Genomic DNA, 20,491 nt, shown 5'->3' with positions numbered 1-20,491 from the left:
GACCGCGCCGCGATTATGAAAGCCGCCCACGTCGCCGCCCGTGGCCTGACCGGCCATCCGATGATGAAGGGCCGCACCTATGCCCAGAACTTCGCGGGCCAGCTTCGCCGCGTCTGGGCCGAGGCGAAGGCGCGGGCGCAGGCCGAAGCGATGGCCAAGGCCGCCAAGCCCAAATCTGCTGCCGATCGGATCCGCGAAGCCATCTTCCTGCTGGAATGCAAGGACCGGCTGGAACCCCGCGACTGGGCCGCGCTGGATGCCATGCGCGCCGATCTGCGCCGCGTGACCTACGCCGCCGCTGCCTGACAACCTCAACTTTTCTCAGCAAGGAGCCTGACCCGTGAACGCCTTTCCCTTTGACCGATCCGCGACGATGAAAGCCGCCGCTGCCGAGCGCCTCGCCCTTTTCGCGGAATGGACCGGCACCACGCCGCCCGAGCGCATCCTTGACGGCGAAGGGGCCGAGGCGACCTTTTCCGATGCCCTGCTGGCCTATGCCGAGGCCGAGGGCCTTAGCCTGGATTGGCTTTGGCTGGCAGACGACAAGGGCCTTGTCATGGCCTGCCACAATGCCGCGAAGGCCGAGGCCGCCCGGAAGGCGCTGCCCCCGGCTGGCAATGCGAAGTTTGCCGCGCTGGATGGCGTTCTGGACGCCATAGACGAACTGGCCAAGGTGCAGGACATGCTGGAACTGCTGTTCATGGCTGGCGAAGGGATTGCCCGATCCGACCACGCCACGGGTTCCGCGATTGTCCGGGGCGCCGGTATGGCGCAACACGCCCTGACCGCTGCCCGTGACCTTCTGGATGCTGCCCGCGCCGCCATGGTCAGTGGGGGCGAAGCATGACCCGCCTTGAATCCCCGTGGCACAACGTCATGGCCGCCGCCAGCATCGTGCAGGCGCATGTTCTGGCGCAGGACAGCACGGCGCGGGGCGCCGCCGTGTTCGGGCTGGACTACCTGCCGAGTGATGGGCTTGTGACCGCCTGCAAGCTGCTGGCCGAACTGTTCGGGGTGCTGGAGGAACTGCCCTGGGAGGATGCGGCCAAGGAAGGCGGTGACGCATGACCGCCCTGCATGTGCCGCCCCGCCCCCGCGCTGAATCGCCTGCGGAAAACGTGCGGATTGCCCTGCACACAGTCCAGCAACGCATCCTTGCGGCGGAAACCAGTCTGGATCCTGACCGGATGTTCGGGGCATGGGCGCTGGGCTGTGCCGACCTGGAACACGCCGCGCATCTGCTGGCCGAGGCGCTGACCGAACTGGATGGGGTGAACTGGTCCGACTGATCGGCTTCCACCTTCACGGCATCAAGGCCCCGCCCAGCGCGGGGCCTTTGTCATTGCCGCGCGCCGTGTAGCGGACGCAGCGGGTGTAGCAGGGGGCGGCGCCCGGTGTCGCAATGTCGCGGGTGTCGCAAGGGGCAGAAATCGCAAGAATCGCGGGAATCGCAACGGGGGCTGGTGCCGCGAAGGTGTCACGACCAGCGTTAGGCCTTGCCCGATCCGCCCGGCGCTGGCGCTGGCGCTGACCTGTCGCACCACATGGCGTCCAAGCGCAAATGAGAAGGCGGGCACATTGGCGGGTATGGCGAAAACACCCGAAATTTTACCAATGATTTCAATGATGTATGGCGGAGACGAAGGAAGCGGCAGCACGATCCGCCGCTTTCCGCGATGTTCCGTAAGCCACTGTCCCAGCGTGACTTTTATTCGTGGCGCGTTCCGCCGTGTTCCGCTAATGTTCATGCCAATCCCGCACTGAGTGGGGGAAGGCATGGTGGAAGAAAAGGTTAGGATACCGATTTTGCGAAAGCCAGCAAAGGCCCTGAATGCCCGCATGGTGCAGACCGCATCCGGGCCGGGCAAGTATTTTGACGGACACGGGCTGTATCTGCGGATCGACCCGAACGGATCGCGCTTCTGGGTGCAGCGCATCGTGATCAACGGCAAGCGGTGCGAGCTGGGGCTTGGCAGCCCGGATTTTGTGACGCTGGCCGACGCGCGACTTGCCGCCTTCGAGAACCGCCGGCTGGCGCGATCCGGCGGCGATCCTCTGGCCGGGCGCCGAGAGGCCAAGGCGGTGCTGACCTTCGAGGAGGCCGCACGCGAGGTCCACAGGATCCACAAGCCGACCTGGAAGAACCCGAAGCACGCGGATCAGTTCATCAACACGCTGGCGACCTATGCCTTCCCGACCATGGGCAACACCAAGGCGCCGGACGTGACAACTGCCGATGTGCTGGCCGTCCTGCAACCGATATGGCTGGACAAGGCTGAGACGGCGCGGCGCGTGAAGCAGCGCATCGGCACGGTGATGAAGTGGTGCATCGCCAAGGGCTGGCGCAAGGACAATCCGGTTGACGCGGTGGACAAGGGACTTCCCAAGCAGACAGCGAAGAAAGCACACCGCAAATCCTTGCCTTATGATCAGGTGGCCAACTGTCTTGATGTGGTCGCGGCAACCAATGCCGGGCTGTCCACCAAGCTGTGCCTCGAATTGCTGGTGCTGACCTGCGTTCGATCGAACGAGGCCCGAGAGGCCCGCTGGTCGGAAATCGACACGAAGGCGAAGGTCTGGGAGATCCCGGCCGAGCGAATGAAGATGGACCGGCCGCACCGCATCCCGCTTTCCGCATCGGCGCTGACGGTTCTGGATCGCGCCAAGGGCCTGGGGGAAGATCTGGTGTTTCCCGGCACGGTCAAGGGCAAGCCCCTGTCCGACGCCACCCTGTTGAAGCTGATCCGCGAAAACGGGTTCGATGTGGACATTCACGGGTTCAGGACCAGCTTTCGCACCTGGGCGCAGGAGCGGACCAACTTTCCGCGCGAGGTGGCCGAGGCCGCGCTTGCGCACCTATCCGGGGATGAGACCGAACGCGCCTATGCCCGATCCGACCTGTTCGAGAAGCGGCGCAAGATGATGGAAGCATGGGCGGGCTATCTGGCCGACAAGCCCGCGAAGGTGGTGAGGATCGGGTGATGTTTGCTCCAGAGGGCTATTGTCCATTCGCCAGCCTTTATCACAGAATTGATATCGAGGCAGCATGCTTTGAGCACGAATTCGTAAGGCCGCACTACTCATCCTTCGGTGAAGATATTGCAAGGGAGAGAGCTCGGCGTATAAGGGTTGCATATCGAGATTGGCTTGTTGACTGGGTGCTTTTACAGTTCGAATACAAGCTATATCTAAGCAGCCCAACTGGGAAACTGGTTCGCATCGACAAGGCGATATTTGTAGCTCAGGATAGGGCGTCCTTCTACAAATTCGACTGGCCTCCAAAGCAAGGCTGTTTGGCGGGAGAGGCCATAACGGCCATTGACTTCGGCCGCAACTGGCCTTTGCGTCGGTTTGAGTACGCGTTCTTTACAGGCGCGGGTTGGACGGTAGATCCTCAAAGAGAACGTGAAGGCGGCCCCTACCCTTACATAATCGATGAAGTTCGCAGAATATTGCAGCGCTTCAAGGGTTGGTCGCTTTGCGTGACTGACAAGGATTCCGATGCCATCATTGAGAATCTAAGGAAGCTTCATCCCGTCAGAACAGTTATGGACCCGCCAAAGGTGAAAATCGGAAGGCCGAGTGTTCAAGAGGAGGCGTATCGTACCTTCACTTCATGTTATCCGGAGGGAAAGACGGCGAGCGTTACTTGGAAAGATATCGAAGCGCGCACCGGATTTCCCGTCAGTACAATCAAGCGCGCACTGGCGAATTTTGAAGGGCCTGATCAAAACTGCGATCAAAACTGCGATCAAAACGAGCAATAGCATTGTGGATTTTTGATCGCATTCAATCAGATAGTGACGCTTCCTATCCTTCCGCAACGGTAACAACCAACTGCGGAAGGACACCACATGGCACGGAAGATTGCCCGACTGCCCCGCGTCGAAGAGCTGACCGGGCTCAAGAAAACTAAGATCTACGACATGATGAACGCGCGGGAGTTCCCGCGCCCCATTCGGCTGACTGGTAAGGCGGTCGGCTGGTTCGAAGACGATATCGAAGCCTGGTTGGCTTCGCGTCCCGTCGCCGTGTGAGGCCCCATGACCTACCGCAGCATCTTCACCCCCGAGCGCAGCGCGGCTGAATGCCTGTGGCTCTGGCCGACCGTGCTTCACCGCGCGGCACACGGTCAGGACCACGACTTTGCCGATAGGATCGACCATCAAGCCGCCCGCAAGGGCTGGGAACCCAGCCCCATGCAACTGGCCCTCATGCGCCGCATGGTGGATCACTATGTTCCTGACGGCATCAGGGTTGACCCCGAGCTGATGGACATGGCGCAGGCCGTCACAGGTGGCCAGTCCAGCGACCCGCAGCCGCAGCCGTGCGAGCGGTGCAACGCAGATGGCGCGACCCTGCATGTGGCGTCCGGCCGGACCCTCTGCGCGACCTGCACTACCAGCAACAGGGGGCGCGTGTGACGACCAAGCCCCCGACCCGACAGCAACAGTGGCGCCGGAACAACCCCCGGCGCTACCTCGCCCACCTCTATGTGCAGGCCGCCAAGCGGTGCGGCGTCCTGACGCCAGCCCCCTGCGAGGTCTGCGGCACCGCCAAGGCAGAAGCCCACCACGACGATTACAACCGACCCGGTGACGTGCGGTGGCTTTGCCGCACGCATCACAACCGGCTTCACCGGCAGGGGTAAGGCGTGACAGATCACCCGTTGACGCTGCACACGGAACATTCCGCAAACAGAGCGGTCGATGCGCTTTGCCGCGCGCTGGCCGACTGCGACCCCAAGGCCGCCGCTGCGATCTGCGCGGCCTATCTCGACGACCAGCGCACGGGCGGCCCGGTGCTGGGCGACCCGTTCGGCATGGTGGCCGGGGATGCAGGCCTATGGGCCGACAGTGCCCCGGTGCATGAGCTGGCGGCCTATGGCGTGGCAGCCCTCGATCGGCTGCGCACCGCCAACCTGGGCCTCAACGCTCGAAAGCGGCTGTTCGCCGCCCTCTGGCAATCGTTCCCGGATCAGGACCGCAAGGCGTTTCTGGCCCGTGTCGATGCCGAAGGGCGCTTCATCAATCGAGGGGCCGAATGACGCGACATGACCACGACCCTTTCGATGATCTGGAGCCTGTGCGGCCGGATGATGCCTATGGGCACGAATTCAGGGAAGGCACCGAGGCAGAGCGGGAGGCCATCAAGCGGCTGCCGTTTCGGCCTTGGGGCAATCGCAACCTGGCGGATATTCGGCCGACCGAGTTCCTGTATTCCGACTTCTACGCCCGCGGCTACACGTCCCTGACCGCCGCGCCGCCCAAGGCCGGCAAGTCCATGCTGGGGCTGGCCGAAAGCGTGGACATGGCGACCGGAGAAGGGTTCCTGACCGGGCAGCCGCGCGACCCCCTGCGGGTTCTCTACTACAACGCCGAAGACGATATGTCCGTGATCGAAGCCCGCGTTGCGGCGCTGCTGTGCCGGTATCAGATCGACCAGCGCCAGATTGCCAACACCCTGTTCCCCGTCTCTGGCGTTGATGCTGATGGCTTCTACATGGTCACCGGGCAAGAGGGTGTGGTCAACGAGGCCCTGTTCGTCGCGCTGGAGCAGTTCATTGCCGATTGGCACATTGACGTGCTGATCTTCGACCCCCTGCAAGACCTGTCCCGCAGCCCGGAAACCAACGAGGTGTTCCGGGTTCTGGGGCAGCGCCTGCGCAAGCTGGCGTCCGGATCTCGGGTGGCCTTGGGCCTGATCCACCACACCCGCAAGATGACGCCCGGCGTCACGGCCACGATTGACGATGTGCGCGGTGGTGGTGCCCTGCGCGGCACCGCCCGGTTCAACCGTCTGCTGTTGCCCATGACCGAGGACGAAGGCACCAAGGCCGGCGTGGAAAACCACCGGCACTTCATCCGCATTGCCGATGTGGAAGGCAACCTGGCGCCACCTTCTGCCGATGTGAACCGATGGTTCCAGAAGGTATCTGTGCCCATCCCCAACGGCCAGCATGTGGGCGCCATAGAGCCGTGGAAGTGGCCCGATGCGTTCATGGGCCTGCGCCGCGAGGATGCGGCTGCGGTCAGGTCTGCTATCGGCGCGTGCGATCCACCACCGAAGAAGGACGGACAAGCCACGAACTGGGCGGGTTACGTCATTGCCGAGACACTCGGCCTGCCCTCAACAGAGAAGGCCGACAAGGGCAGGCTCACCAGCCTTCTGAAGGAGTGGATAAGAACCGGGGTTCTGGCCGAGGAAGAAGTCAAAGATACCCGCGCCGGGCGTTCCGTTAAGGTTGTCATTCCGGGCGACAACAACCCGATGGAGGTTGTGGAGGAATGATCGGGCTTCCACACCTTTCCACACCTTTCCACACCTTCACCACGCAAGTGTGGAGCCGCTCAACCACCACCACCACACCACCCTCTATAGGGGTGTGGGGGTGTGGTGTGGAGCGGCTGGCGTGGCTGTGGCGGCGCTGAGGGGCGCGCACCTTTCCACACCTTGGCCCCGGGGGGTGGTTCTGGACTTTGGCCCTTTGCTGGGGACCGGCGCGGGGACTGTCGCGCAAGAGATGACCGAAATGGAGTTTTCGAGAATGGGCAAGCAAACCCGCATCACGACCGACCTTCCCGCGCTGGATCGCTTCCGGGCTGATGAGCTTCTTGCCGGGGCGAAGCCTGAAATGCTCTGGGGCCTGCCAAAGATTGCCGAGGCCCTGAGTGTCAGCGAACGGACGGCGCGGAAATGGGCGGCCGATCCTTCGGTGCCGATCTTCCAGCCCAAGGGCACCGGGCAGCACTTCGCGTTTCGCTCTGAACTGATGGCCTGGCTGCAAAACCGGGATGAATAATCTTCGCGGTTGCCGGACTTTGCCGGGATTTGCCGGGTTTGTCAGGGCGACAACCCACCCCGCCAGAGCGCATAAACTGGTCCATGCGCATCTGGCCCTTCTCTCGCAAGGCGGCGACGCCTGAAACCAAGTCCCTCACCACGGCAGGATCGTGGGAGGAACTGTTCGATCTGGCCGCACCCACGGCGGCGGGCGTCACGGTCGGAGCCTCGGACGCCCTGCGGGTGCCGGTGGTGGCCAACGCGATCCAGCTGATCAGCGAAGCGGTGGCATCGCTTGACGTGATGGTGAAGCGGGTGGAAGGCGGCGCGGAAATCGACGTGCCCGACCATCCGGTTCTCGCCCTTCTGCGCGATGAGGCGAACGAGTGGACCAGCGGGTTCGAGCTGATCCGCCAGATCGTCGCCGATGCCCTCATGTCCGATTGGGGCGGCATGGTCTGGGTCAACCGGGTGGGCGGCGAGCCGCGCGAGCTGCTGCGCTACCGGGCCGGGATGCTGTCCTGTGAGACCGACAGCAACACCGGGGAACGGCAGTATCGGCTTTCGGCGCGGCCCATCCCTGCCCGCGATGTGATCCACCTCTTGCCCCCTCTGGGCCGTGCCCCGCTGACCCTGGCCCGCGAGGCCATCGGCATTTCCATCGCGCTGGATCGCCATGTGGGTTCGCTGTTCGCCAATGGCGCGCGGCCAAGCGGCATCCTGAAGATCCCGAAGATGGCCGAGGATGCGGTCAAGACCGTGCGCGATGCCTGGAACGCCACCCACGGCGGCGGGCGCAGCGGCAAGACGGCGGTGCTGCTGAACGAGGCGGACTTTGTGCCGCTGACCATGACCTCGACGGATGGCCAGTTCCTCGAAAACCGCCGGTTCCAGATCGAGGAAATCGCGCGGGCGTTCAACATTCCGGCGCCGATGGTGGGCGATCTGAGCCGGGCCACCTGGTCGAACAGCGAACAGAAGGGCCGCGAGTTCCTGAGCTACACGCTGGAGCCGTGGCTGCGCGGGCTTGAAGGCGCGCTGCGCCGGGCGCTGTTCTCGGATGCCGAGCGGGCAACCCATGTGATCCGGTTCGATCGTGACGACCTGACCCGGGCCGATCTGGCGACCCGCGCCACGACGATCAACAGCCTGATCGCCAGCCGCACCATCAACCCCAACGAGGGCCGCGAGTGGCTGGGCCTGCCCCCGCGCGAGGGCGGCGACGAATTCCTGAACCCCAACATTTCCCAGACCCCGGCGGCCCCGCCGGCCAAAGAGGATCCGACCGATGGAACTGAATGAGATCGAGGCCGAGGCGCAGGACCACGACCGGGGCCGCGACTTCGACCTGCTGGACCCGGTGACCGGCAAGGGCCTTGGCATCACCCTGCGCATTGCTGGCCCGGACAGCGCCACGCAAGCGCGCGCCCGTCTGTGCATGATGGACGAGCTGGCCGAGGCGGCCGACGATGCGGGCATCGTCAACGCGGCCGCCCGCGAGAAAGCCCGGTTGAACAGCCTGGCCGCCTGCGTCCTGGGCTGGAACGTGCGCGAGGCGGGCGAGCCGGTGCCCTTCACCCATGGCAATGTGCTGCGGCTTCTGCGCGCGGCCCCGTGGGTGCAGGCGCAGGTTGACAGCTTCGCGGCCGACCGCGCCGCCTTCCGGGGGCTGCGCTGATGGACCGGCTGGAAATCAAGGCGCAGTTCGCTGTTACCGAGGATGGCGCGATCGAGGGGCTGGCCTCGGTGTTCGGCACCCCCGATCGAGGCGGCGATGTGGTTCATCGCGGGGCCTTTGCGGGCGCTTCGTTCCCCATCCCGATGCTGGCCAGCCACGACCAGAAGGACGTTATCGGCGTCTGGAACTCGGGCGAAGAGACCCCGGAAGGCCTGCGCGTCAAGGGTCAGATCACGGTCAGCGTCCAGCGCGGGCGCGAGATCCTCGACCTGATCCGGGCCAAGGCCATGGGCGGGCTTTCCATTGGCTACATGGCCACCAGCAAGACCCCCCGCCGTGGCGGCGGGCGAGACCTGCACAAGATCGACCTGTTCGAAATCTCCGTTGTCGCCATACCGATGCACCCCGGCGCGCGGATCACGTCAGCGAAGGAATACCCCATGACGGAAAAGACCGAGACCCCGGACATTGCGGCGCTGGAAGCCAAGATGGCCGACCTGGAGAAGAAGGCCGACACCACGGCGCTGGTGGCCCGCCTTGACAAGCTGGAGGCCAAGGCGAACCGGCCGCAGGGCGGCACGGATGATCCGAAGGAGCCGACCGCCGAGCGCAAGGCCTTTGCCGCCTATCTGCGCCTTGGCGATGCCATCACGGCCGAGGAACAGAAGGCGCTGAACCAGTCCAGCGATCCGCAGGGCGGCTATCTGGCGCCGGCCGAGCTGTCTTCGGAAGTGATCCGCGATCTGGTCGAGTTCTCGCCCATCCGGGCTGTGGCCGATGTGCGCGGCACCATGGCGCCCTCGACCATCTACCCGACCCGTGGCGACACCACGAACGCCCGCTGGGTGGGCGAGACCCAGGCCCGCGAAGCCTCGACCATCACCTTCGGGCAGAAGGAAATCGCTGTGAAGGAACTGGCCACCTATGTGGACATTTCCAACCGTCTGCTGGCCGATGCGCCCCAGGCCGAAACCGAGGTTCGCAGCGCGCTGGCCGAAGACTTCGGCAAGAAGGAAGCCACGGCCTTTGTCTGGGGCGAAGGCGTGCTGGAGCCGGAAGGCTTCATGGTCAATGCCGACATTGCCTATACGGCAAACGGCCACGCAACCACCCTTTCGGCCGATGCGCTGATCACCCTCATGTATGCGATGCCGGCGACCTACCGGAACGCGGGCGCCTGGGCGATGAACGGCACCACGCTGGCCACGCTGCGCAAGCTGAAGGACGGTCAGGGCAATTACCTCTGGCAGCCGAGCTATCAGGCGGGCCAGCCGGAAACCATCCTGGGGCGCCCGGTGGTGGAAATGGTCGACATGCCCGATGTCGCCTCGGGGGAGTTCCCGATCATCTATGGCGACTGGAAGGCCTATCGCATCCTCGACCGGGTGGGCCTCGACGTGCTGGTCGACCCCTACACCCAGCGCACCAACGGGCTGACCCGGATCCACGCCACCCGCCGGGTGGGCGGGGGCGTCCTGCAAGCCGCCCGTTTCCGCAAGCTGAAAATGGCCACCTCGTAAGGAGCAACCGCCATGCGTGATCTGTATTCCAACATCGCGGCCACCCTGGCGCTGACCCCTGCCGTGCAGGCGGCGGCCGCCACGGGTGCCACCATCGACCTGCAAGCCGCCCGTTCGGTGGCCTTCGTGGTCAGCACCGGGGCCATCGTGGGCGATGGTGACTTCGGGGTGACCATTCAGGAAAGCGACACCACGACCAGCGGCGACTTTGCCGATGCGGCGGCTGCGGTGGTCGACACCGACGCGCCGGCCACGCTGGAAGCCTCGACCAGCTATCGCCTCGGCTATCGCGGCTTCAAGCGCTATGTGCGCCTGTCGCTGACCAAGGCCGGCGGCACCAGCATCGCGGCCGGCGCCGTGGCGGTGACCGAGCCGCTGACCCGCCCGGTGGCCTGATGCCCACGGCCGCGCCCAAGGTCTGCGCCTGCGGAAAGGTGGTGCCCCCTGGCGGGCGCTGCCCCTGCCGGGCCAAGGCCGATGCCGAGCGCAAGGCGCGGTTCGACAAGACCCGCCCCAGCGCCCGGAAGCGTGGCTATACCGGCGCCTGGGACAAGGCCCGCGCGGCCTTTCTCAAGGCCAATCCGACTTGCTTCTGCGGTGCGCCCGCCACGGTGGTGGACCATCGCATTCCGCACAAGGGCGACATGGCCATCTTCTGGGATCGGTCGAACTGGCAGCCCCTCTGCGCGCATCACCACAACAGCGGCAAGCAACGGCAGGAACGCCGCGCCGCCCATGGAGATTGACCATGCCCATCTATGCAACGAACGGCGCGAAGCTCTACATCGGGGGCGCGACCGACGACAAGGCCACCGACTTTCAGGCCTCGGACTTTGCCGGTGAAACCTGGGTGCAGATCAAGCACACCGAGGCGCTGGGTTCTGCCGGCGACACGGCGCAGGAAATTACCTTTGACACAATCGACCGGGAGCGCACCACGCGCCTCAAGGGCACGCGCAGCGGCGGTTCCATGGATGTGGTCTGCGGCATCGACTATGCCGACGCTGGCCAGATCGCCTTGCTGGCGGCCGAGAAGTCGCGCGAGAACTTCGCCTTCCGACTGGTGCTGAACGATGCCCCGACCGGCGGCACGCCTTCGGAGCGCATGTTCATTGCCATGGTGGGCAGCGCGGTGGAGGCCTTCGACACGGCCAACAACGTGATGAAGCTGAACGCCTCGCTCTGGGTGAACAGCAACGTGGTCAAGGTCAACGCGGCATCCTGATCATGGCCATTGTCACCCTTGACCAGATGAAGGAGCAGATCGGCTGGACCGATGACCTCGGGACGGCCGACGACGATCTGCTGTCGCGCAAGATCGACGCGGCGCAGGCCTATCTGGAGCGGTGGCTTGGCTATGCCATTGCCGATCGGTTCGGGGGCGACACGCTGCCCGCAGTGCCTGCGCCGCTGGTCGAGGCGGTTTGCCAGCTTGCGGCCTGGTGGTTCGACCAGCGCGAGACGGCCAGCGAAGGCGCCCGCGAGGTGCCGCACGGCTTCGCGCAGATCGTGGACAGCTACCGGGATTGGAGCTTCTGATGAATGACGGCGGACTTTCCAGCTTTCAAAGACGGATGCGCGCTGTTCCTCAGGCGGCGCGCGAGGCAATCAAGCCGGTTCTGATGAAGCAGGCCGAGGCGATGGCCGACACGATGCGCAGCCTGGCGCCCGACGATCCGGCGACCGATGCGCCGGACCTGAAGTCCAGTATCGCGGTCACCGGGCCTGGCGAGGCCACACCACCCTATTCCCAGCCGGGCGGCGCGATGGTGGTGCCTGAAAACGCGGTGGCCATCACCGCAGGCAACACCGATGTGCGCTATCCGCATCTGCAAGAACACGGCACCAGCAAGCACGCGGCGCAGCCGTTTTTCTGGCCGGCCTTCCGGCTGCATCGCAAGAAGGCCCTTGGCGCGATCAAGCGCGGCATCGGCAAGGCGATCCGGGAGGCCCGCTGATGGAACGCGCGGTTCAGGTGGCGATCCGGGCGCGGCTGGTGGCAACACCGGCCGTTGTCGCGCTGGTGCCCGCTGCAAGCATCCTCGACCGCAACCAGCGGCCTGCGCCATCCCCTTCGATCGTCCTGGGCGAAAGTCAGGCGGTGGACGAGGGCGACAGCATCGCCCGCAACCGGGCGCGCGTCTATCACACCCTGCATGTCTGGAAGCGCGAGCCTTCCCTTGAAGGCGTCAAGGTGATCTGTGCCGCGATCCGCATGGCGATCCATGCCGGGCGCCTCGACCTCGGGGCCGGGTTCCATTGCGCCGATGTGCGCGTGTCTTCCATGCGGCAGATGCGCGACCCGGACGGGGAAACCTCGCATGGGGTGGTGACGGTAGAGGCTCTGGTGGAGGAACTGGCATGAAGGCTGGCAAGCTGTTCCATGTCCTGACCATCCAGCGGGCGACCGAGGGCCTGAACGATGCAGGCACGCCCACGACAACATGGGCCGATCTGGCCACCCTGCGGGCCGAGAAGGTCGAGCAATCGACCACGGAGTTCATCCGCGCCCAAGGCGCCACTGATGAAACCGCGCTGGTCTTCCGCACCCGCTATCTGGCAGGCGTGACCAATGCCGACCGGATCAGCTTTGCGGGCGATGTGCTGAACCTCAAGGAGGTGGTGGTTCTGGGGCGCAATCGCGGCCTGGAGCTGCGCTGCACGAGGCTGGGCGAATGAAGGGCCGCAAGCCTGAAATCCAGCCGACCGAAGGCGTGGCGATGACCGCCATACCCTGCCCCGAGTGGCTGGCCGAGGATGCCCGCGCCGAATGGGGCCGGGTGTTCCCGATCCTGACCGAGCGGCGGATCCTGACCGATGCCGACCTCGGCGGCCTGGAAAACTACTGCATCGCCATCGGGCGCGTGCGGCAGATGGAAGCGAAGATCCAGACCGAGCAAGACCCGGAAATGCTGCTGAAGTTCATCCGGGTGCAGGACAAGGCCATGGCGACCGCGCGGCAGATCGGGGCCGAGCTGGGCGTTACCCCCGTTTCCCGGTCCCGCCCTGCCGTGCGCGATAAGGAAGAAGACGATGACGGCGACAACCCCCTCAACGTCTAGCGCGTTCCCGCACTGGATTTATGACGGCAGCGACATTCCCGACCCCTTCGGGCGCGGCGAACGGGCCGTCCAGTTTCTGCGCGCGCTGCGCCACCCCAAGAGCATCCTGCCGAACCGGGGCTTCCAGCTGGACCCGTGGCAAGAGCGGATCGTTCGGCGCATCTATGGCCCGCGCCACCCGGACGGCACCCGCATAGTCAACACCGTGGCACTGATGCTGCCGCGCGGGAACCGCAAGACCAGCCTGTCCGCTGCCCTGGCGCTGCTGCACACTATCGGCCCCGAGCGCATCCCCGGCGGCGAGGCCATCTTTGCCGCTGCCGATCGCAAGCAGGCAGGTATCGGCTTTCGTGAGGCGGCCGGCATCATCCGCGAAGACAAGCGCCTTGTCGCGGCGACGAAGCTGCACGATGCCCACAACGCGCCCAAGAAGCTGCTGTTCCGGCGCGATGCCAGTTATCTGGAGGTGATCAGCGGCGAAGGCGGCCCGCAGCACGGCCGCACGCCCGGCTTTGTGCTGGCCGATGAAATCCATATCTGGAAGGGCCGCGATCTGTGGGAGGCCCTGACCACGGGGCTGGAGAAGATCGACGACAGCCTTCTGATCGTCGCCAGCACCGCCGGGCGCGGGCAGGACAACATCGCCTTCGAGTTCTTCGACGGCGCGCGCAAGGTGGCAACCGGCGCGGTGGAAGATCAATCCGTTCTGCCCATCCTGTTCGAGGCCGACGCGAAGGCCGACTGGACCGACGAAGACCTGTGGCACATGGTCAACCCCGGCCTGCAACATGGCTATCCCAGCCTTGCCGGGTTCCGGCGCCATGCCAAGCGCGCGGCGCGCAGCGTGGGCGAGCGGCAATCCCTTCTGCAACTGAAGCTGAACGTCTGGCAGGACGCCTCGACCGATCCGTTCGTTGACATGGCGGTCTATGACGAAGGCGCCAAGCCCCTCGACCTCGACAGCCTGGAGCGCGAGCCGTGTTGGCTGGCGGTTGACCTGTCGTCCAACATCGACCTGTCGGTTGTCGTGGCTTGCTGGCGGACGGCCGATGGCTATGCCGTGCATCCGTGGTTCTTCTGCCCTGCCGATCGGGTGGCGCAGGACAGCATGGGCGAGGAAATCGAACAGGATGCCGTCAGCGCCCGCGAGCGGGCCAGCGGCGCCAGCTACATGGCCTGGAAAGAGGAAGGCCTGATCACCGCCACGCCCGGCAATGTGATCGACTATTCGGCAGTCGAGACCTGCATCGTGGGCCTGTGCGAGCGGTTCGACGTGCAGGAAATCGCCTTTGACCCGGCCATGGGCCAACAGGTGAAGCAGGCCTGCGCGGAAATGGGGCTGCCGGTGGTGGACTTCCGGCAGATCGCCACGCTGATGATGCCCGCCATTCACGAACTGGAACGGGCCATTCTGGGGGGCGAGCTGCGCCACGGCGGGCACGCTGTTCTGCGCCATTGCTTCGCCAATGTCGTGGTGAAGCGCAACGACCTCGGGCAGGTGGTGAAGTTCACCAAGGCGCAGCGGTGGCTTTCGATCGACGGCGCGGTTGCGGCCGCCATGGCCGTGGCGCGCTGCGCCGCCGGGGGCGCGAGCTTCTACACCTCGGCCGATCTGTTCACCGAAGAATTCTTTGCGGGGTAGCACATGAACGCGACAGCCGACGAACGCCTTGTGGTGATGCTGGAGGCCCGGATCCGGGACTTCGAGAAGAACATGCAGCGCGCCGAACAGCGCGGCACCCGGTCCTATCAGAACCTGCGCCGGGGTTCGCAATCTGCAACGAGGCAGATGGAGGCCGACATGGTGCGCGCCTCGGGCCGCATCAATCAGGCGCTGGCGGCGACCAGCACGCGGATCGGTGCCTTCGGCAAGGCCTTTGCGGGCGGGCTGGTGGGCGGCGTGGTGGCCGGGGCCTTCGCAGGCCTGACCCAGAACATCACCCAGACCGTCAAGGGCATTGCCAGCATTGGGGACGAGGCCAAGCGCGCCGGCATGGGATTGCAGGCGTTTCAGGAATGGTCTGCCGTGGCCGACCGCACCCGCGTTGGCATGGATGCGCTGGTGGACGGGTTCAAGGAACTGAACCTGCGCGCCGATGAATGGATCGTCACCGGGGGCGGTGCGGCGGCCGAGGCCTTCACCCGGCTGGGCTACAATGCCACCGACCTCAAGGCCAAGCTGCAAGACCCCAGCGCGCTGATGCTGGAGCTGATCGACCGGCTGAAGCAACTCGACACGGCGGCCCGGATCCGGGTTGCGGACGAGCTGTTCGGCGGCACCGGGGGCGAACAGTTTGTCCAGCTGATCGACCGGGGCGCGGACGGGCTTCAGAAGATCATCAACGAGGCGCACGCAACCGGCGCGGTGCTGGATGAACAGCTGATCCGCAAGGCGCAGGACATTGACGAGCGGTTCACCGCCATGACCCAGAAGTTCACCGCCTGGGGCAAATCCGTGGCGGTGGCGCTGGCCGATCTGCCCTTCGAGATCGTGGAAAGCCGCCTGCGGGAAATCTTCCCGGATGAAGCCTTCGGGCGCGCAGTGCTGGGTGATGAAATCTTCGACCGGCTGACCGAGCTGCGCGCACTGACCGACGAACAGGCCGAAGCGGCCGGGCGCCTGGCGCAGATGCACCGCGAAATGGGCAACGAGGGGCGCAGCGCGGCCAACGCCATTCTCATGGCCATGAACGAGCTGCCGAGTCAGGAGTTCGCGGCGATCCGGGGCGAGCTGGCCGGCATTGCCGAGGAAATGCGCACCGCCGCAAGCGAGTTCGACACCGGGGCCATCAAGGCCGATGAGTTCCAAAAGCGCATGGGCGAGGCCGAGGCGAAGGCCAGCACGCTGTTTGACACCCTGAAGGATGACAGCGGCATCACCCTGTCCAATGCCATCTCGGCCGTCGGGCGGCTGGGCACGGCCATCGCCAATGCCCTGGGGCTGGCGCGCAGCCTCAAGGCGACCCTGCCGGGCGGCGTGGCCAAGGATGTGCCGGGCTATCTCGACAGCCTCGACCAGTCCCCCAGCGCCTTCACCCCGAACCCGAACGCCCCGACCACGCGCCCACGGGCGGCCCCGAATGAGCTGGGGTTCGATGTGGTCGGCACTGGCGGTGGCGGCAAGAGCAAGGCCGACGAGTTCGCCCGCATGGTGGAACAGGTTCAGGAACACACCCGCGCGCTGGAGCTGGAAGCGGTGGCGCTGGTCGCGGCGGCGGCTGGCGGGCAGGCTTTTGGCGATGCGGTCGAATATGCCCGCCTCAAGGCCGATCTGCTGAACGCGGCGATGAAGGCCGGCAAGCAAATCACCCCCCAGCTTGAGGCCGAGATTGACGCCCTGGCGCGGTCCTATGTCGCTGCCGGCGCGAGCGCCGAGGAAGCCGCCCGGCGCCTGCGGCAGGTCGAGGACGAAGGCAAACGCGGCGCCGATGCGATTGCCGACATTTTCGGATCGGTCCTTGACGGCACGAAATCCGCCAAGGAGGCCATTGCCGATCTGCTGATGGAAATGGCCAAGGTGCAGATGCGCAACGCCATCATTGGCCTGGCCGGATCGGGCGGGTTCCTTGGCAAGGTAATTGGCAGCATCGGCGCGTCCCTGACCCCCAGCTATGACGGCGGCGGCTATACCGGCAGCGGATCGCGCAGCGGTGGCCTCGACGGCAAGGGCGGGTTCATGGCCATGCTGCACCCGAAGGAAACCGTGATCGACCACACGCGCGGCCAGAGCGCGCCCACCAAGGCGCAGGCCCTGTCTGTCACCGTGACGATGGACCCATCAACCGCAAAGCTGGGCGCCTTCGTGCGCGACGAGACCGGCCGGGTGCTGGCCTATGCCGGGCCGCAACTGGTCGACCAGGCGGTTCAAGCAACCTATGCCCGCGCACAGGAGTATCCGATCGGATGACCGCCAGAACCCGCCTGTCCCGCCAGCTCTGCGCCGCTGTCACCGCTGCCCTGTCCGGGGCAAGGGTCAGGCCGCCCGAGGCTGGCCGCCCGCTGTGGAACGCCTTCCAGCGCCTGAACGCCACCCGCACCTATCACATGGCCGGGCCGAACCCGATCAGCTTTGCCGAGGTCGAGGCCTTCGCCCGACTGATGCGCCTGCCGCTGGAGCCGTGGCACGTCACCATCCTGATGGAGATGGACGCGGCATGGCTGGCCGGCGCGCAGCGGGCCAAGGTGCCCGAAGGCGTCAAGACCCTGCCGCCGGTCAGCAAGCACGCGATCAGCGCGCAGTTGTTCGACCTGGTGACGGGATGAACGCGCCCGCCCGCGACTTCAAGCGCGCGCGGCGTGAACGGGACGCCCTGCGCGGGCGCCTCGGGCCTGGGCGGTTCGAGGCGCTGGTGAAGGAGCTGGTCGCGGTGATCCGGCTGGCCTTCGAGGCAGGCGCCACCGCCACGCTGTTCGGGCTGGAAGGGCCGCTGCGCCACGCGATCCGGTCTGACCTGTGCTTGCAGGGCTGGCGCTGGCCCGATGCCAATACCATGGCGCGCGATCTGATGGACGATGCTTTCCGCCGGGTGAACGCCACCCGGCCGACCTGGAACGAGGGGCAACTGGAATGGACCGTGGAAGCCGGAACCCTGATCGAGCGGACCCGCTGCGTTCGCTGTCACAAGCCATTGCCCGAGGGGCATCACAAGTTCTGCGGGGAACTGTGCGCGGATGCCCACAACAAGAACCTCAACAGGATCAAGGAAGCCAACGAGGACCATCTGTTCGATCACATAGTGAAGAAGCGCGGGTATCACTGGATCTGACTGCGCGCTGCGAACATTGCGGCTGCGAACTCGGCAACGTGAGGGCCAATCGTTCGTTCTGCGGGCGGCGGTGCCAGAACGCACACTTCAACGGCCTGACATCGCAGGCAGTCTTCGAGGGGAAAATCGGCCGAACCTGCGCAACCTGCGGGGGGGAGATTTCACCCCATCGGCGGGCAGATGCCGCCTATTGTTCCGCATCCTGCAGTCCGCGATGGCTGGCGGCCCAAAAGACCTGCCCGCACTGCGCCACGATCTTCAGGCCAACACGCCATTCGCAGGTTCACTGCTGCCGGGACTGCAAGAACGCAGCGAAGCGGATGCGCGCCCGTCGAAACTGCGAATGGTGCGGCGTCAACTTTCAGGGGAAGAGCCACCGCGACAAGTTCTGCTGCATGTCGTGCGCGGGAAAGGCGGCATACGCATCCGGCAGGCTGGCAATCGGCAAGTGCAGACCGCACCACCTTACCCCTGCGAGGTTCGACAGGCTGTTCGGGTAGGAACTGATTCAGGATGGTTCCCCGGCCGTTCCCCCTTGCGCAGCGCCACCCCTGGTCCGTTGCCGTTCTCTGGCAGGAATACGACCCCCGCACTTTCAAGCGCGGCGCGGATCGCGGCGACGGCATCGGCCGATGCGCTGACCGCACCGTGGCCTTCGGATCGCTTCACGGTTGGAACTGATAGGCCCGCCATGGCGGCGACTTCTGCCTGAGAAAGTCCGAGAAGCGCCCGCGCTGCGCGAAGTTGGCCTGAATGCATATTTCCTCTTGATCCGTTAGGATCAGTATGTATATTGATCCGTAGGGATCATATCATACCCAAGGAGCAATGCAATGCTTGCGTTCAACCCAAATCATGGGGCCGGCACCGGCTTGCCTGGTGAAACCCTGTCCGAAATTCACGACATGCTGTCCCTGGCGCTGGATGCCACCGAAAGCCCGCGCGGCTACACCCAGACCCTGCGCGAGGCCCGCAGCTACCTGCGCACCGCGCTGCGCCGCACCGAAAAGCTGATGGGGGTGCGGGCATGAGCGCGCTGGTGCTGGCACTGGATGCCGACGAAGAACTGAGCAAAGTGCAGGACATGCTGGAACTGCTGTTCATGGCTGGCGAAGGTATTGCCTGTTCCGACAGGACAGCGGGTGCCGCGATTGTCCGGGGTGCCGTGACCGCGCAACACGCCCTGACCGCTGCCCGCGATCTTCTGACCGCTGCCCGCGCATCCATGGACAAGGAAGGGGAAGCGGCATGAACCGGCGCGATCTGATCAAGACGGCGCCCGTGGCGCTGGTGGGCTGCGCGATGCCGGTGCAGGCCGAGACCGAAACGCCGGTGGCCGTGCTGTTCCGCGAGTGGGCCGCCGCCCGCGCCACCGAAGCTGCAACCTACGCGGCGACCGACGACGAGGACGAGCACAACCGCGCATGGGATGCGGCATGGGCCGCGGAAAAGCGCCTGCTTGCCGCCCCGAGCCAATGCGCCGCTGACGTGCTGATGAAGCTGGCCGCTTGGAGCAGGTTCGGGGCAGACGACAGCGAGGCCAGTAGCCGGCACCTTGCCCCGGTTTGGGCCGAGGCCCGCGCGCTGGTGGGGCCTGATCTGCCAACTTGATTCCGTAACGTTCCGCGTTGATCCGCGCCCATTTGGGGGAAGATATGGTGGAACGTATCGCTGGCGAACAGGGATTTTCGCGTGAAAATCAACGACTTACATGCGGAAATGTGGCGGAGACGAAGGGATTCGAACCCTCGAGACGGTTTCCCGCCTGCACCCTTAGCAGGGGTGTGCCTTCGACCACTCGGCCACGTCTCCGCGGACCCGTATATTGACATGGCTGCCGACTAACAAGCAGTTTTCGCATCTTTTGAGGCCCTCGAAGTCGAAACGGGCGACCCGACGGATCTCAGGACGCAGAACCTCGTCCCGGCGCGCACGCTCAGCCATCGGAGCCTCGACCAGGGGCAGGACCCATTGATCATTCGCTTGCGGCGTGATTCAGGCTCCGCAAGGAGACTGACCAAGGAGCAACCTTTTCTGGCTGACCGAGGCGCAGATGGTGCGGCTTCAGCCCTTTTTTCCCAAGAGCCATGGCAAGCCCCGTGTCGATGACCGGCGCGTGTTGAGCGGCATAATCTTCATCAATCGCAATAGTTTGAGGTGGTGCGATGCACCCCGGGGGTATGATCCGCCGAAGACCCTCTACAGCCGCTGGAAATGGGGGAGTGACAAGGGGGTGTTCGCCCGGATGATGGATGGTCTGGCCTCTGAGGCCGCTGCTCCAAAGACGGTGATGATCGATGTGAGAGGGCATGCGCCATTGGTTCAAGCATGCCCCCGCAAGTACCTGTGAACCGCACCGGGTTTGCCGGAGGCTCCAACTCCTGAGTAGGATGGAGCGTCATGAGCAAGACGACGAACAAGTTTTCCCCCGAAGTGCGTGAACGCGCGGTGCGGCTGGTCTTCGACAACGAGGGGCAGCATGGGTCGCGGTGGCAGGCGATCGTGTCGATTGCGGCGAAGATCGGTTGTTCTGCCCATACGCTGAACGAGTGGGTGAAGAAGGCCGAGGTCGACAGCGGGAAGCGCGCGGGCATTCCGACCGAGATGGCCGAGCGCATGAAGGCTTTGGAACGCGAGAACCGCGAGCTGCGCCAGGCGAACGAGATCCTTCGCAAGGCGTCA

Annotated in this window: 31 protein-coding genes, 1 tRNA gene and 1 pseudogene; 31 read left to right on the top strand and 2 right to left on the bottom strand. The window is 65.2% G+C overall.

The window, feature by feature from the left end; genetic code table 11:
- The 26 genes from G481_RS26275 to G481_RS0117195 form a co-directional block, all read left to right on the top strand.
- The coding region (locus G481_RS26275; protein WP_028031125.1) for a hypothetical protein at nucleotides 1-306 on the top strand (306 nt) is incomplete at its 5' end.
- A gap of 34 nt (nucleotides 307-340) precedes the next feature.
- On the top strand, nucleotides 341-847 hold the full coding sequence (locus G481_RS0117315; RefSeq protein ID WP_028031124.1) for a hypothetical protein: 507 nt from the start codon (nucleotides 341-343) through the stop codon (nucleotides 845-847).
- Complete coding sequence (locus tag G481_RS0117310; protein ID WP_028031123.1) at nucleotides 844-1,068, top strand: hypothetical protein; 225 nt, start codon at nucleotides 844-846, stop codon at nucleotides 1,066-1,068. Before G481_RS0117315 ends, G481_RS0117310 begins: the two co-directional genes overlap by 4 nt.
- Nucleotides 1,065-1,289, top strand: a complete 225-nt coding sequence (locus G481_RS0117305) for a hypothetical protein (protein ID WP_028031122.1) — start codon at nucleotides 1,065-1,067, stop codon at nucleotides 1,287-1,289. The genes G481_RS0117310 and G481_RS0117305 overlap by 4 nt, the downstream gene beginning before the upstream one ends.
- 550 nt (nucleotides 1,290-1,839) lie before the next feature.
- Complete coding sequence (locus tag G481_RS0117300; RefSeq protein ID WP_245594998.1) at nucleotides 1,840-2,982, top strand: tyrosine-type recombinase/integrase; 1,143 nt, start codon at nucleotides 1,840-1,842, stop codon at nucleotides 2,980-2,982.
- Nucleotides 2,982-3,767 (top strand): hypothetical protein, encoded by a 786-nt coding sequence (locus G481_RS26065; protein WP_161630540.1) that lies wholly within the window; start codon nucleotides 2,982-2,984, stop codon nucleotides 3,765-3,767. Before G481_RS0117300 ends, G481_RS26065 begins: the two co-directional genes overlap by 1 nt.
- An 87-nt stretch (nucleotides 3,768-3,854) precedes the next feature.
- A complete protein-coding gene (locus G481_RS0117295; protein WP_028031120.1) occupies nucleotides 3,855-4,037 on the top strand; it encodes a helix-turn-helix transcriptional regulator in 183 nt (60 codons plus the stop codon).
- Nucleotides 4,038-4,043: 6 nt separating this feature from the next.
- Nucleotides 4,044-4,424, top strand: a complete 381-nt coding sequence (locus G481_RS0117290; protein WP_028031119.1) for a hypothetical protein — start codon at nucleotides 4,044-4,046, stop codon at nucleotides 4,422-4,424.
- 230 nt (nucleotides 4,425-4,654) lie between these two features.
- Complete coding sequence (locus tag G481_RS24405; RefSeq protein WP_154664665.1) at nucleotides 4,655-5,047, top strand: hypothetical protein; 393 nt, start codon at nucleotides 4,655-4,657, stop codon at nucleotides 5,045-5,047.
- Entirely contained in the window at nucleotides 5,044-6,291 is a 1,248-nt protein-coding gene (locus G481_RS0117275; RefSeq protein ID WP_028031117.1) for an AAA family ATPase, read from the top strand. Before G481_RS24405 ends, G481_RS0117275 begins: the two co-directional genes overlap by 4 nt.
- A 256-nt stretch (nucleotides 6,292-6,547) precedes the next feature.
- Nucleotides 6,548-6,802, top strand: a complete 255-nt coding sequence (locus G481_RS0117270; RefSeq protein WP_035026607.1) for a hypothetical protein — start codon at nucleotides 6,548-6,550, stop codon at nucleotides 6,800-6,802.
- A gap of 83 nt (nucleotides 6,803-6,885) precedes the next feature.
- Nucleotides 6,886-8,085: a phage portal protein gene (locus G481_RS24400; protein ID WP_035026606.1), complete on the top strand. Its 1,200-nt coding sequence runs from the start codon at nucleotides 6,886-6,888 to the stop codon at nucleotides 8,083-8,085.
- A complete protein-coding gene (locus G481_RS0117260) occupies nucleotides 8,072-8,461 on the top strand; it encodes a hypothetical protein (protein ID WP_028031115.1) in 390 nt (129 codons plus the stop codon). The genes G481_RS24400 and G481_RS0117260 overlap by 14 nt, the downstream gene beginning before the upstream one ends.
- A complete protein-coding gene (locus G481_RS0117255; protein WP_035026604.1) occupies nucleotides 8,461-9,981 on the top strand; it encodes a phage major capsid protein in 1,521 nt (506 codons plus the stop codon). Before G481_RS0117260 ends, G481_RS0117255 begins: the two co-directional genes overlap by 1 nt.
- A 12-nt stretch (nucleotides 9,982-9,993) precedes the next feature.
- Nucleotides 9,994-10,377 (top strand): hypothetical protein, encoded by a 384-nt coding sequence (locus G481_RS0117250; protein ID WP_028031113.1) that lies wholly within the window; start codon nucleotides 9,994-9,996, stop codon nucleotides 10,375-10,377.
- Entirely contained in the window at nucleotides 10,377-10,727 is a 351-nt protein-coding gene (locus G481_RS0117245; RefSeq protein WP_028031112.1) for an HNH endonuclease signature motif containing protein, read from the top strand. The genes G481_RS0117250 and G481_RS0117245 overlap by 1 nt, the downstream gene beginning before the upstream one ends.
- Nucleotides 10,728-10,729: 2 nt before the next feature.
- Nucleotides 10,730-11,206 (top strand): hypothetical protein, encoded by a 477-nt coding sequence (locus tag G481_RS0117240; protein WP_028031111.1) that lies wholly within the window; start codon nucleotides 10,730-10,732, stop codon nucleotides 11,204-11,206.
- Nucleotides 11,207-11,208: 2 nt separating this feature from the next.
- Entirely contained in the window at nucleotides 11,209-11,520 is a 312-nt protein-coding gene (locus tag G481_RS0117235; RefSeq protein ID WP_028031110.1) for a head-tail connector protein, read from the top strand.
- Complete coding sequence (locus tag G481_RS0117230; RefSeq protein WP_035026601.1) at nucleotides 11,520-11,939, top strand: HK97-gp10 family putative phage morphogenesis protein; 420 nt, start codon at nucleotides 11,520-11,522, stop codon at nucleotides 11,937-11,939. Before G481_RS0117235 ends, G481_RS0117230 begins: the two co-directional genes overlap by 1 nt.
- Entirely contained in the window at nucleotides 11,939-12,346 is a 408-nt protein-coding gene (locus G481_RS0117225; RefSeq protein ID WP_035026600.1) for a DUF3168 domain-containing protein, read from the top strand. Before G481_RS0117230 ends, G481_RS0117225 begins: the two co-directional genes overlap by 1 nt.
- Nucleotides 12,343-12,660, top strand: coding sequence for a phage head closure protein (locus G481_RS0117220; RefSeq protein WP_028031107.1), 318 nt, complete (start codon nucleotides 12,343-12,345; stop codon nucleotides 12,658-12,660). The genes G481_RS0117225 and G481_RS0117220 overlap by 4 nt, the downstream gene beginning before the upstream one ends.
- Complete coding sequence (locus G481_RS0117215) at nucleotides 12,657-13,043, top strand: phage terminase small subunit P27 family (RefSeq protein WP_028031106.1); 387 nt, start codon at nucleotides 12,657-12,659, stop codon at nucleotides 13,041-13,043. Before G481_RS0117220 ends, G481_RS0117215 begins: the two co-directional genes overlap by 4 nt.
- The gene (locus G481_RS0117210) at nucleotides 13,015-14,685 is read left to right on the top strand and encodes a terminase large subunit (protein ID WP_035026599.1); all 1,671 of its coding nucleotides are present in this window, start codon (nucleotides 13,015-13,017) and stop codon (nucleotides 14,683-14,685) included. Before G481_RS0117215 ends, G481_RS0117210 begins: the two co-directional genes overlap by 29 nt.
- A 3-nt stretch (nucleotides 14,686-14,688) precedes the next feature.
- Nucleotides 14,689-16,950 (top strand): phage tail tape measure protein, encoded by a 2,262-nt coding sequence (locus G481_RS24395; RefSeq protein WP_051294635.1) that lies wholly within the window; start codon nucleotides 14,689-14,691, stop codon nucleotides 16,948-16,950.
- Nucleotides 16,947-17,306 (top strand): phage tail assembly chaperone, encoded by a 360-nt coding sequence (locus G481_RS0117200; RefSeq protein ID WP_028031104.1) that lies wholly within the window; start codon nucleotides 16,947-16,949, stop codon nucleotides 17,304-17,306. Before G481_RS24395 ends, G481_RS0117200 begins: the two co-directional genes overlap by 4 nt.
- A complete protein-coding gene (locus tag G481_RS0117195) occupies nucleotides 17,303-17,809 on the top strand; it encodes a hypothetical protein (protein ID WP_028031103.1) in 507 nt (168 codons plus the stop codon). The genes G481_RS0117200 and G481_RS0117195 overlap by 4 nt, the downstream gene beginning before the upstream one ends.
- 465 nt (nucleotides 17,810-18,274) lie before the next feature.
- Here G481_RS0117195 and G481_RS25630 read toward each other — a convergent pair whose 3' ends face one another.
- Nucleotides 18,275-18,568, bottom strand: coding sequence for a helix-turn-helix domain-containing protein (locus tag G481_RS25630; protein ID WP_084451070.1), 294 nt, complete (start codon nucleotides 18,566-18,568; stop codon nucleotides 18,275-18,277).
- 74 nt (nucleotides 18,569-18,642) lie between these two features.
- On the opposite strand from G481_RS25630, the gene G481_RS0117190 reads away from it, so the two are divergent.
- From G481_RS0117190 to G481_RS0117180, 3 genes are read left to right on the top strand one after another with little or no spacing between them, the layout of a single operon-like run.
- A complete protein-coding gene (locus G481_RS0117190; protein ID WP_028031102.1) occupies nucleotides 18,643-18,840 on the top strand; it encodes a hypothetical protein in 198 nt (65 codons plus the stop codon).
- The gene (locus tag G481_RS0117185; protein ID WP_028031101.1) at nucleotides 18,837-19,061 is read left to right on the top strand and encodes a hypothetical protein; all 225 of its coding nucleotides are present in this window, start codon (nucleotides 18,837-18,839) and stop codon (nucleotides 19,059-19,061) included. Before G481_RS0117190 ends, G481_RS0117185 begins: the two co-directional genes overlap by 4 nt.
- Nucleotides 19,058-19,420 carry a hypothetical protein gene (locus G481_RS0117180; RefSeq protein WP_028031100.1) on the top strand — a complete coding sequence of 121 codons (363 nt, stop codon included), beginning with the start codon at nucleotides 19,058-19,060 and terminating at the stop codon, nucleotides 19,418-19,420. The genes G481_RS0117185 and G481_RS0117180 overlap by 4 nt, the downstream gene beginning before the upstream one ends.
- A gap of 111 nt (nucleotides 19,421-19,531) precedes the next feature.
- On the opposite strand, the gene G481_RS0117175 is transcribed toward G481_RS0117180, so the two are convergent.
- Nucleotides 19,532-19,621, bottom strand: a tRNA-Ser gene (locus tag G481_RS0117175).
- A 226-nt stretch (nucleotides 19,622-19,847) separates the two neighbouring features.
- On the opposite strand from G481_RS0117175, the pseudogene G481_RS24390 reads away from it, so the two are divergent.
- A pseudogene (locus tag G481_RS24390) lies at nucleotides 19,848-20,108 on the top strand (transposase); the annotation flags it as partial.
- Nucleotides 20,109-20,209: 101 nt separating this feature from the next.
- Nucleotides 20,210-20,491: transposase (locus G481_RS0117165; RefSeq protein WP_028031126.1), on the top strand; the 282-nt coding region annotated here is incomplete at its 3' end.

The sequence above is a fragment of the Gemmobacter nectariphilus DSM 15620 genome, assembly GCF_000429765.1.
Classification (GTDB): Bacteria; Pseudomonadota; Alphaproteobacteria; order Rhodobacterales; family Rhodobacteraceae; genus Wagnerdoeblera; species Wagnerdoeblera nectariphila.
Note: the sequence above shows the minus strand (reverse complement) of the source record. Positions and strands in the feature narration are given on the sequence as shown.

Excerpts from the sequence above, each read along its gene's own strand:
- G481_RS24400 (WP_035026606.1), top strand. The coding sequence starts at position 6,886 with ATGCGCATCTGGCCCTTCTCTCGCAAGGCGGCGACGCCTGAAACCAAG.
- G481_RS0117250 (WP_028031113.1), top strand. The coding sequence starts at position 9,994 with ATGCGTGATCTGTATTCCAACATCGCGGCCACCCTGGCGCTGACCCCT.
- G481_RS0117290 (WP_028031119.1), top strand. The coding sequence starts at position 4,044 with ATGACCTACCGCAGCATCTTCACCCCCGAGCGCAGCGCGGCTGAATGC.
- G481_RS0117195 (WP_028031103.1), top strand. The coding sequence starts at position 17,303 with ATGAACGCGCCCGCCCGCGACTTCAAGCGCGCGCGGCGTGAACGGGAC.
- G481_RS0117245 (WP_028031112.1), top strand. The coding sequence starts at position 10,377 with ATGCCCACGGCCGCGCCCAAGGTCTGCGCCTGCGGAAAGGTGGTGCCC.
- G481_RS0117185 (WP_028031101.1), top strand. The coding sequence starts at position 18,837 with ATGAGCGCGCTGGTGCTGGCACTGGATGCCGACGAAGAACTGAGCAAA.
- G481_RS0117305 (WP_028031122.1), top strand. The coding sequence starts at position 1,065 with ATGACCGCCCTGCATGTGCCGCCCCGCCCCCGCGCTGAATCGCCTGCG.
- G481_RS0117190 (WP_028031102.1), top strand. The coding sequence starts at position 18,643 with ATGCTTGCGTTCAACCCAAATCATGGGGCCGGCACCGGCTTGCCTGGT.
- G481_RS0117240 (WP_028031111.1), top strand. The coding sequence starts at position 10,730 with ATGCCCATCTATGCAACGAACGGCGCGAAGCTCTACATCGGGGGCGCG.
- G481_RS25630 (WP_084451070.1), bottom strand. The coding sequence starts at position 18,568 with ATGCATTCAGGCCAACTTCGCGCAGCGCGGGCGCTTCTCGGACTTTCT.
- G481_RS0117235 (WP_028031110.1), top strand. The coding sequence starts at position 11,209 with ATGGCCATTGTCACCCTTGACCAGATGAAGGAGCAGATCGGCTGGACC.
- G481_RS0117210 (WP_035026599.1), top strand. The coding sequence starts at position 13,015 with ATGACGGCGACAACCCCCTCAACGTCTAGCGCGTTCCCGCACTGGATT.
- G481_RS0117260 (WP_028031115.1), top strand. The coding sequence starts at position 8,072 with ATGGAACTGAATGAGATCGAGGCCGAGGCGCAGGACCACGACCGGGGC.
- G481_RS24395 (WP_051294635.1), top strand. The coding sequence starts at position 14,689 with ATGAACGCGACAGCCGACGAACGCCTTGTGGTGATGCTGGAGGCCCGG.
- G481_RS0117180 (WP_028031100.1), top strand. The coding sequence starts at position 19,058 with ATGAACCGGCGCGATCTGATCAAGACGGCGCCCGTGGCGCTGGTGGGC.
- G481_RS0117225 (WP_035026600.1), top strand. The coding sequence starts at position 11,939 with ATGGAACGCGCGGTTCAGGTGGCGATCCGGGCGCGGCTGGTGGCAACA.
- G481_RS0117270 (WP_035026607.1), top strand. The coding sequence starts at position 6,548 with ATGGGCAAGCAAACCCGCATCACGACCGACCTTCCCGCGCTGGATCGC.
- G481_RS0117275 (WP_028031117.1), top strand. The coding sequence starts at position 5,044 with ATGACGCGACATGACCACGACCCTTTCGATGATCTGGAGCCTGTGCGG.
- G481_RS0117295 (WP_028031120.1), top strand. The coding sequence starts at position 3,855 with ATGGCACGGAAGATTGCCCGACTGCCCCGCGTCGAAGAGCTGACCGGG.
- G481_RS0117300 (WP_245594998.1), top strand. The coding sequence starts at position 1,840 with ATGGTGCAGACCGCATCCGGGCCGGGCAAGTATTTTGACGGACACGGG.
- G481_RS26065 (WP_161630540.1), top strand. The coding sequence starts at position 2,982 with ATGTTTGCTCCAGAGGGCTATTGTCCATTCGCCAGCCTTTATCACAGA.
- G481_RS0117215 (WP_028031106.1), top strand. The coding sequence starts at position 12,657 with ATGAAGGGCCGCAAGCCTGAAATCCAGCCGACCGAAGGCGTGGCGATG.
- G481_RS0117230 (WP_035026601.1), top strand. The coding sequence starts at position 11,520 with ATGAATGACGGCGGACTTTCCAGCTTTCAAAGACGGATGCGCGCTGTT.
- G481_RS0117220 (WP_028031107.1), top strand. The coding sequence starts at position 12,343 with ATGAAGGCTGGCAAGCTGTTCCATGTCCTGACCATCCAGCGGGCGACC.
- G481_RS0117200 (WP_028031104.1), top strand. The coding sequence starts at position 16,947 with ATGACCGCCAGAACCCGCCTGTCCCGCCAGCTCTGCGCCGCTGTCACC.
- G481_RS0117255 (WP_035026604.1), top strand. The coding sequence starts at position 8,461 with ATGGACCGGCTGGAAATCAAGGCGCAGTTCGCTGTTACCGAGGATGGC.
- G481_RS0117310 (WP_028031123.1), top strand. The coding sequence starts at position 844 with ATGACCCGCCTTGAATCCCCGTGGCACAACGTCATGGCCGCCGCCAGC.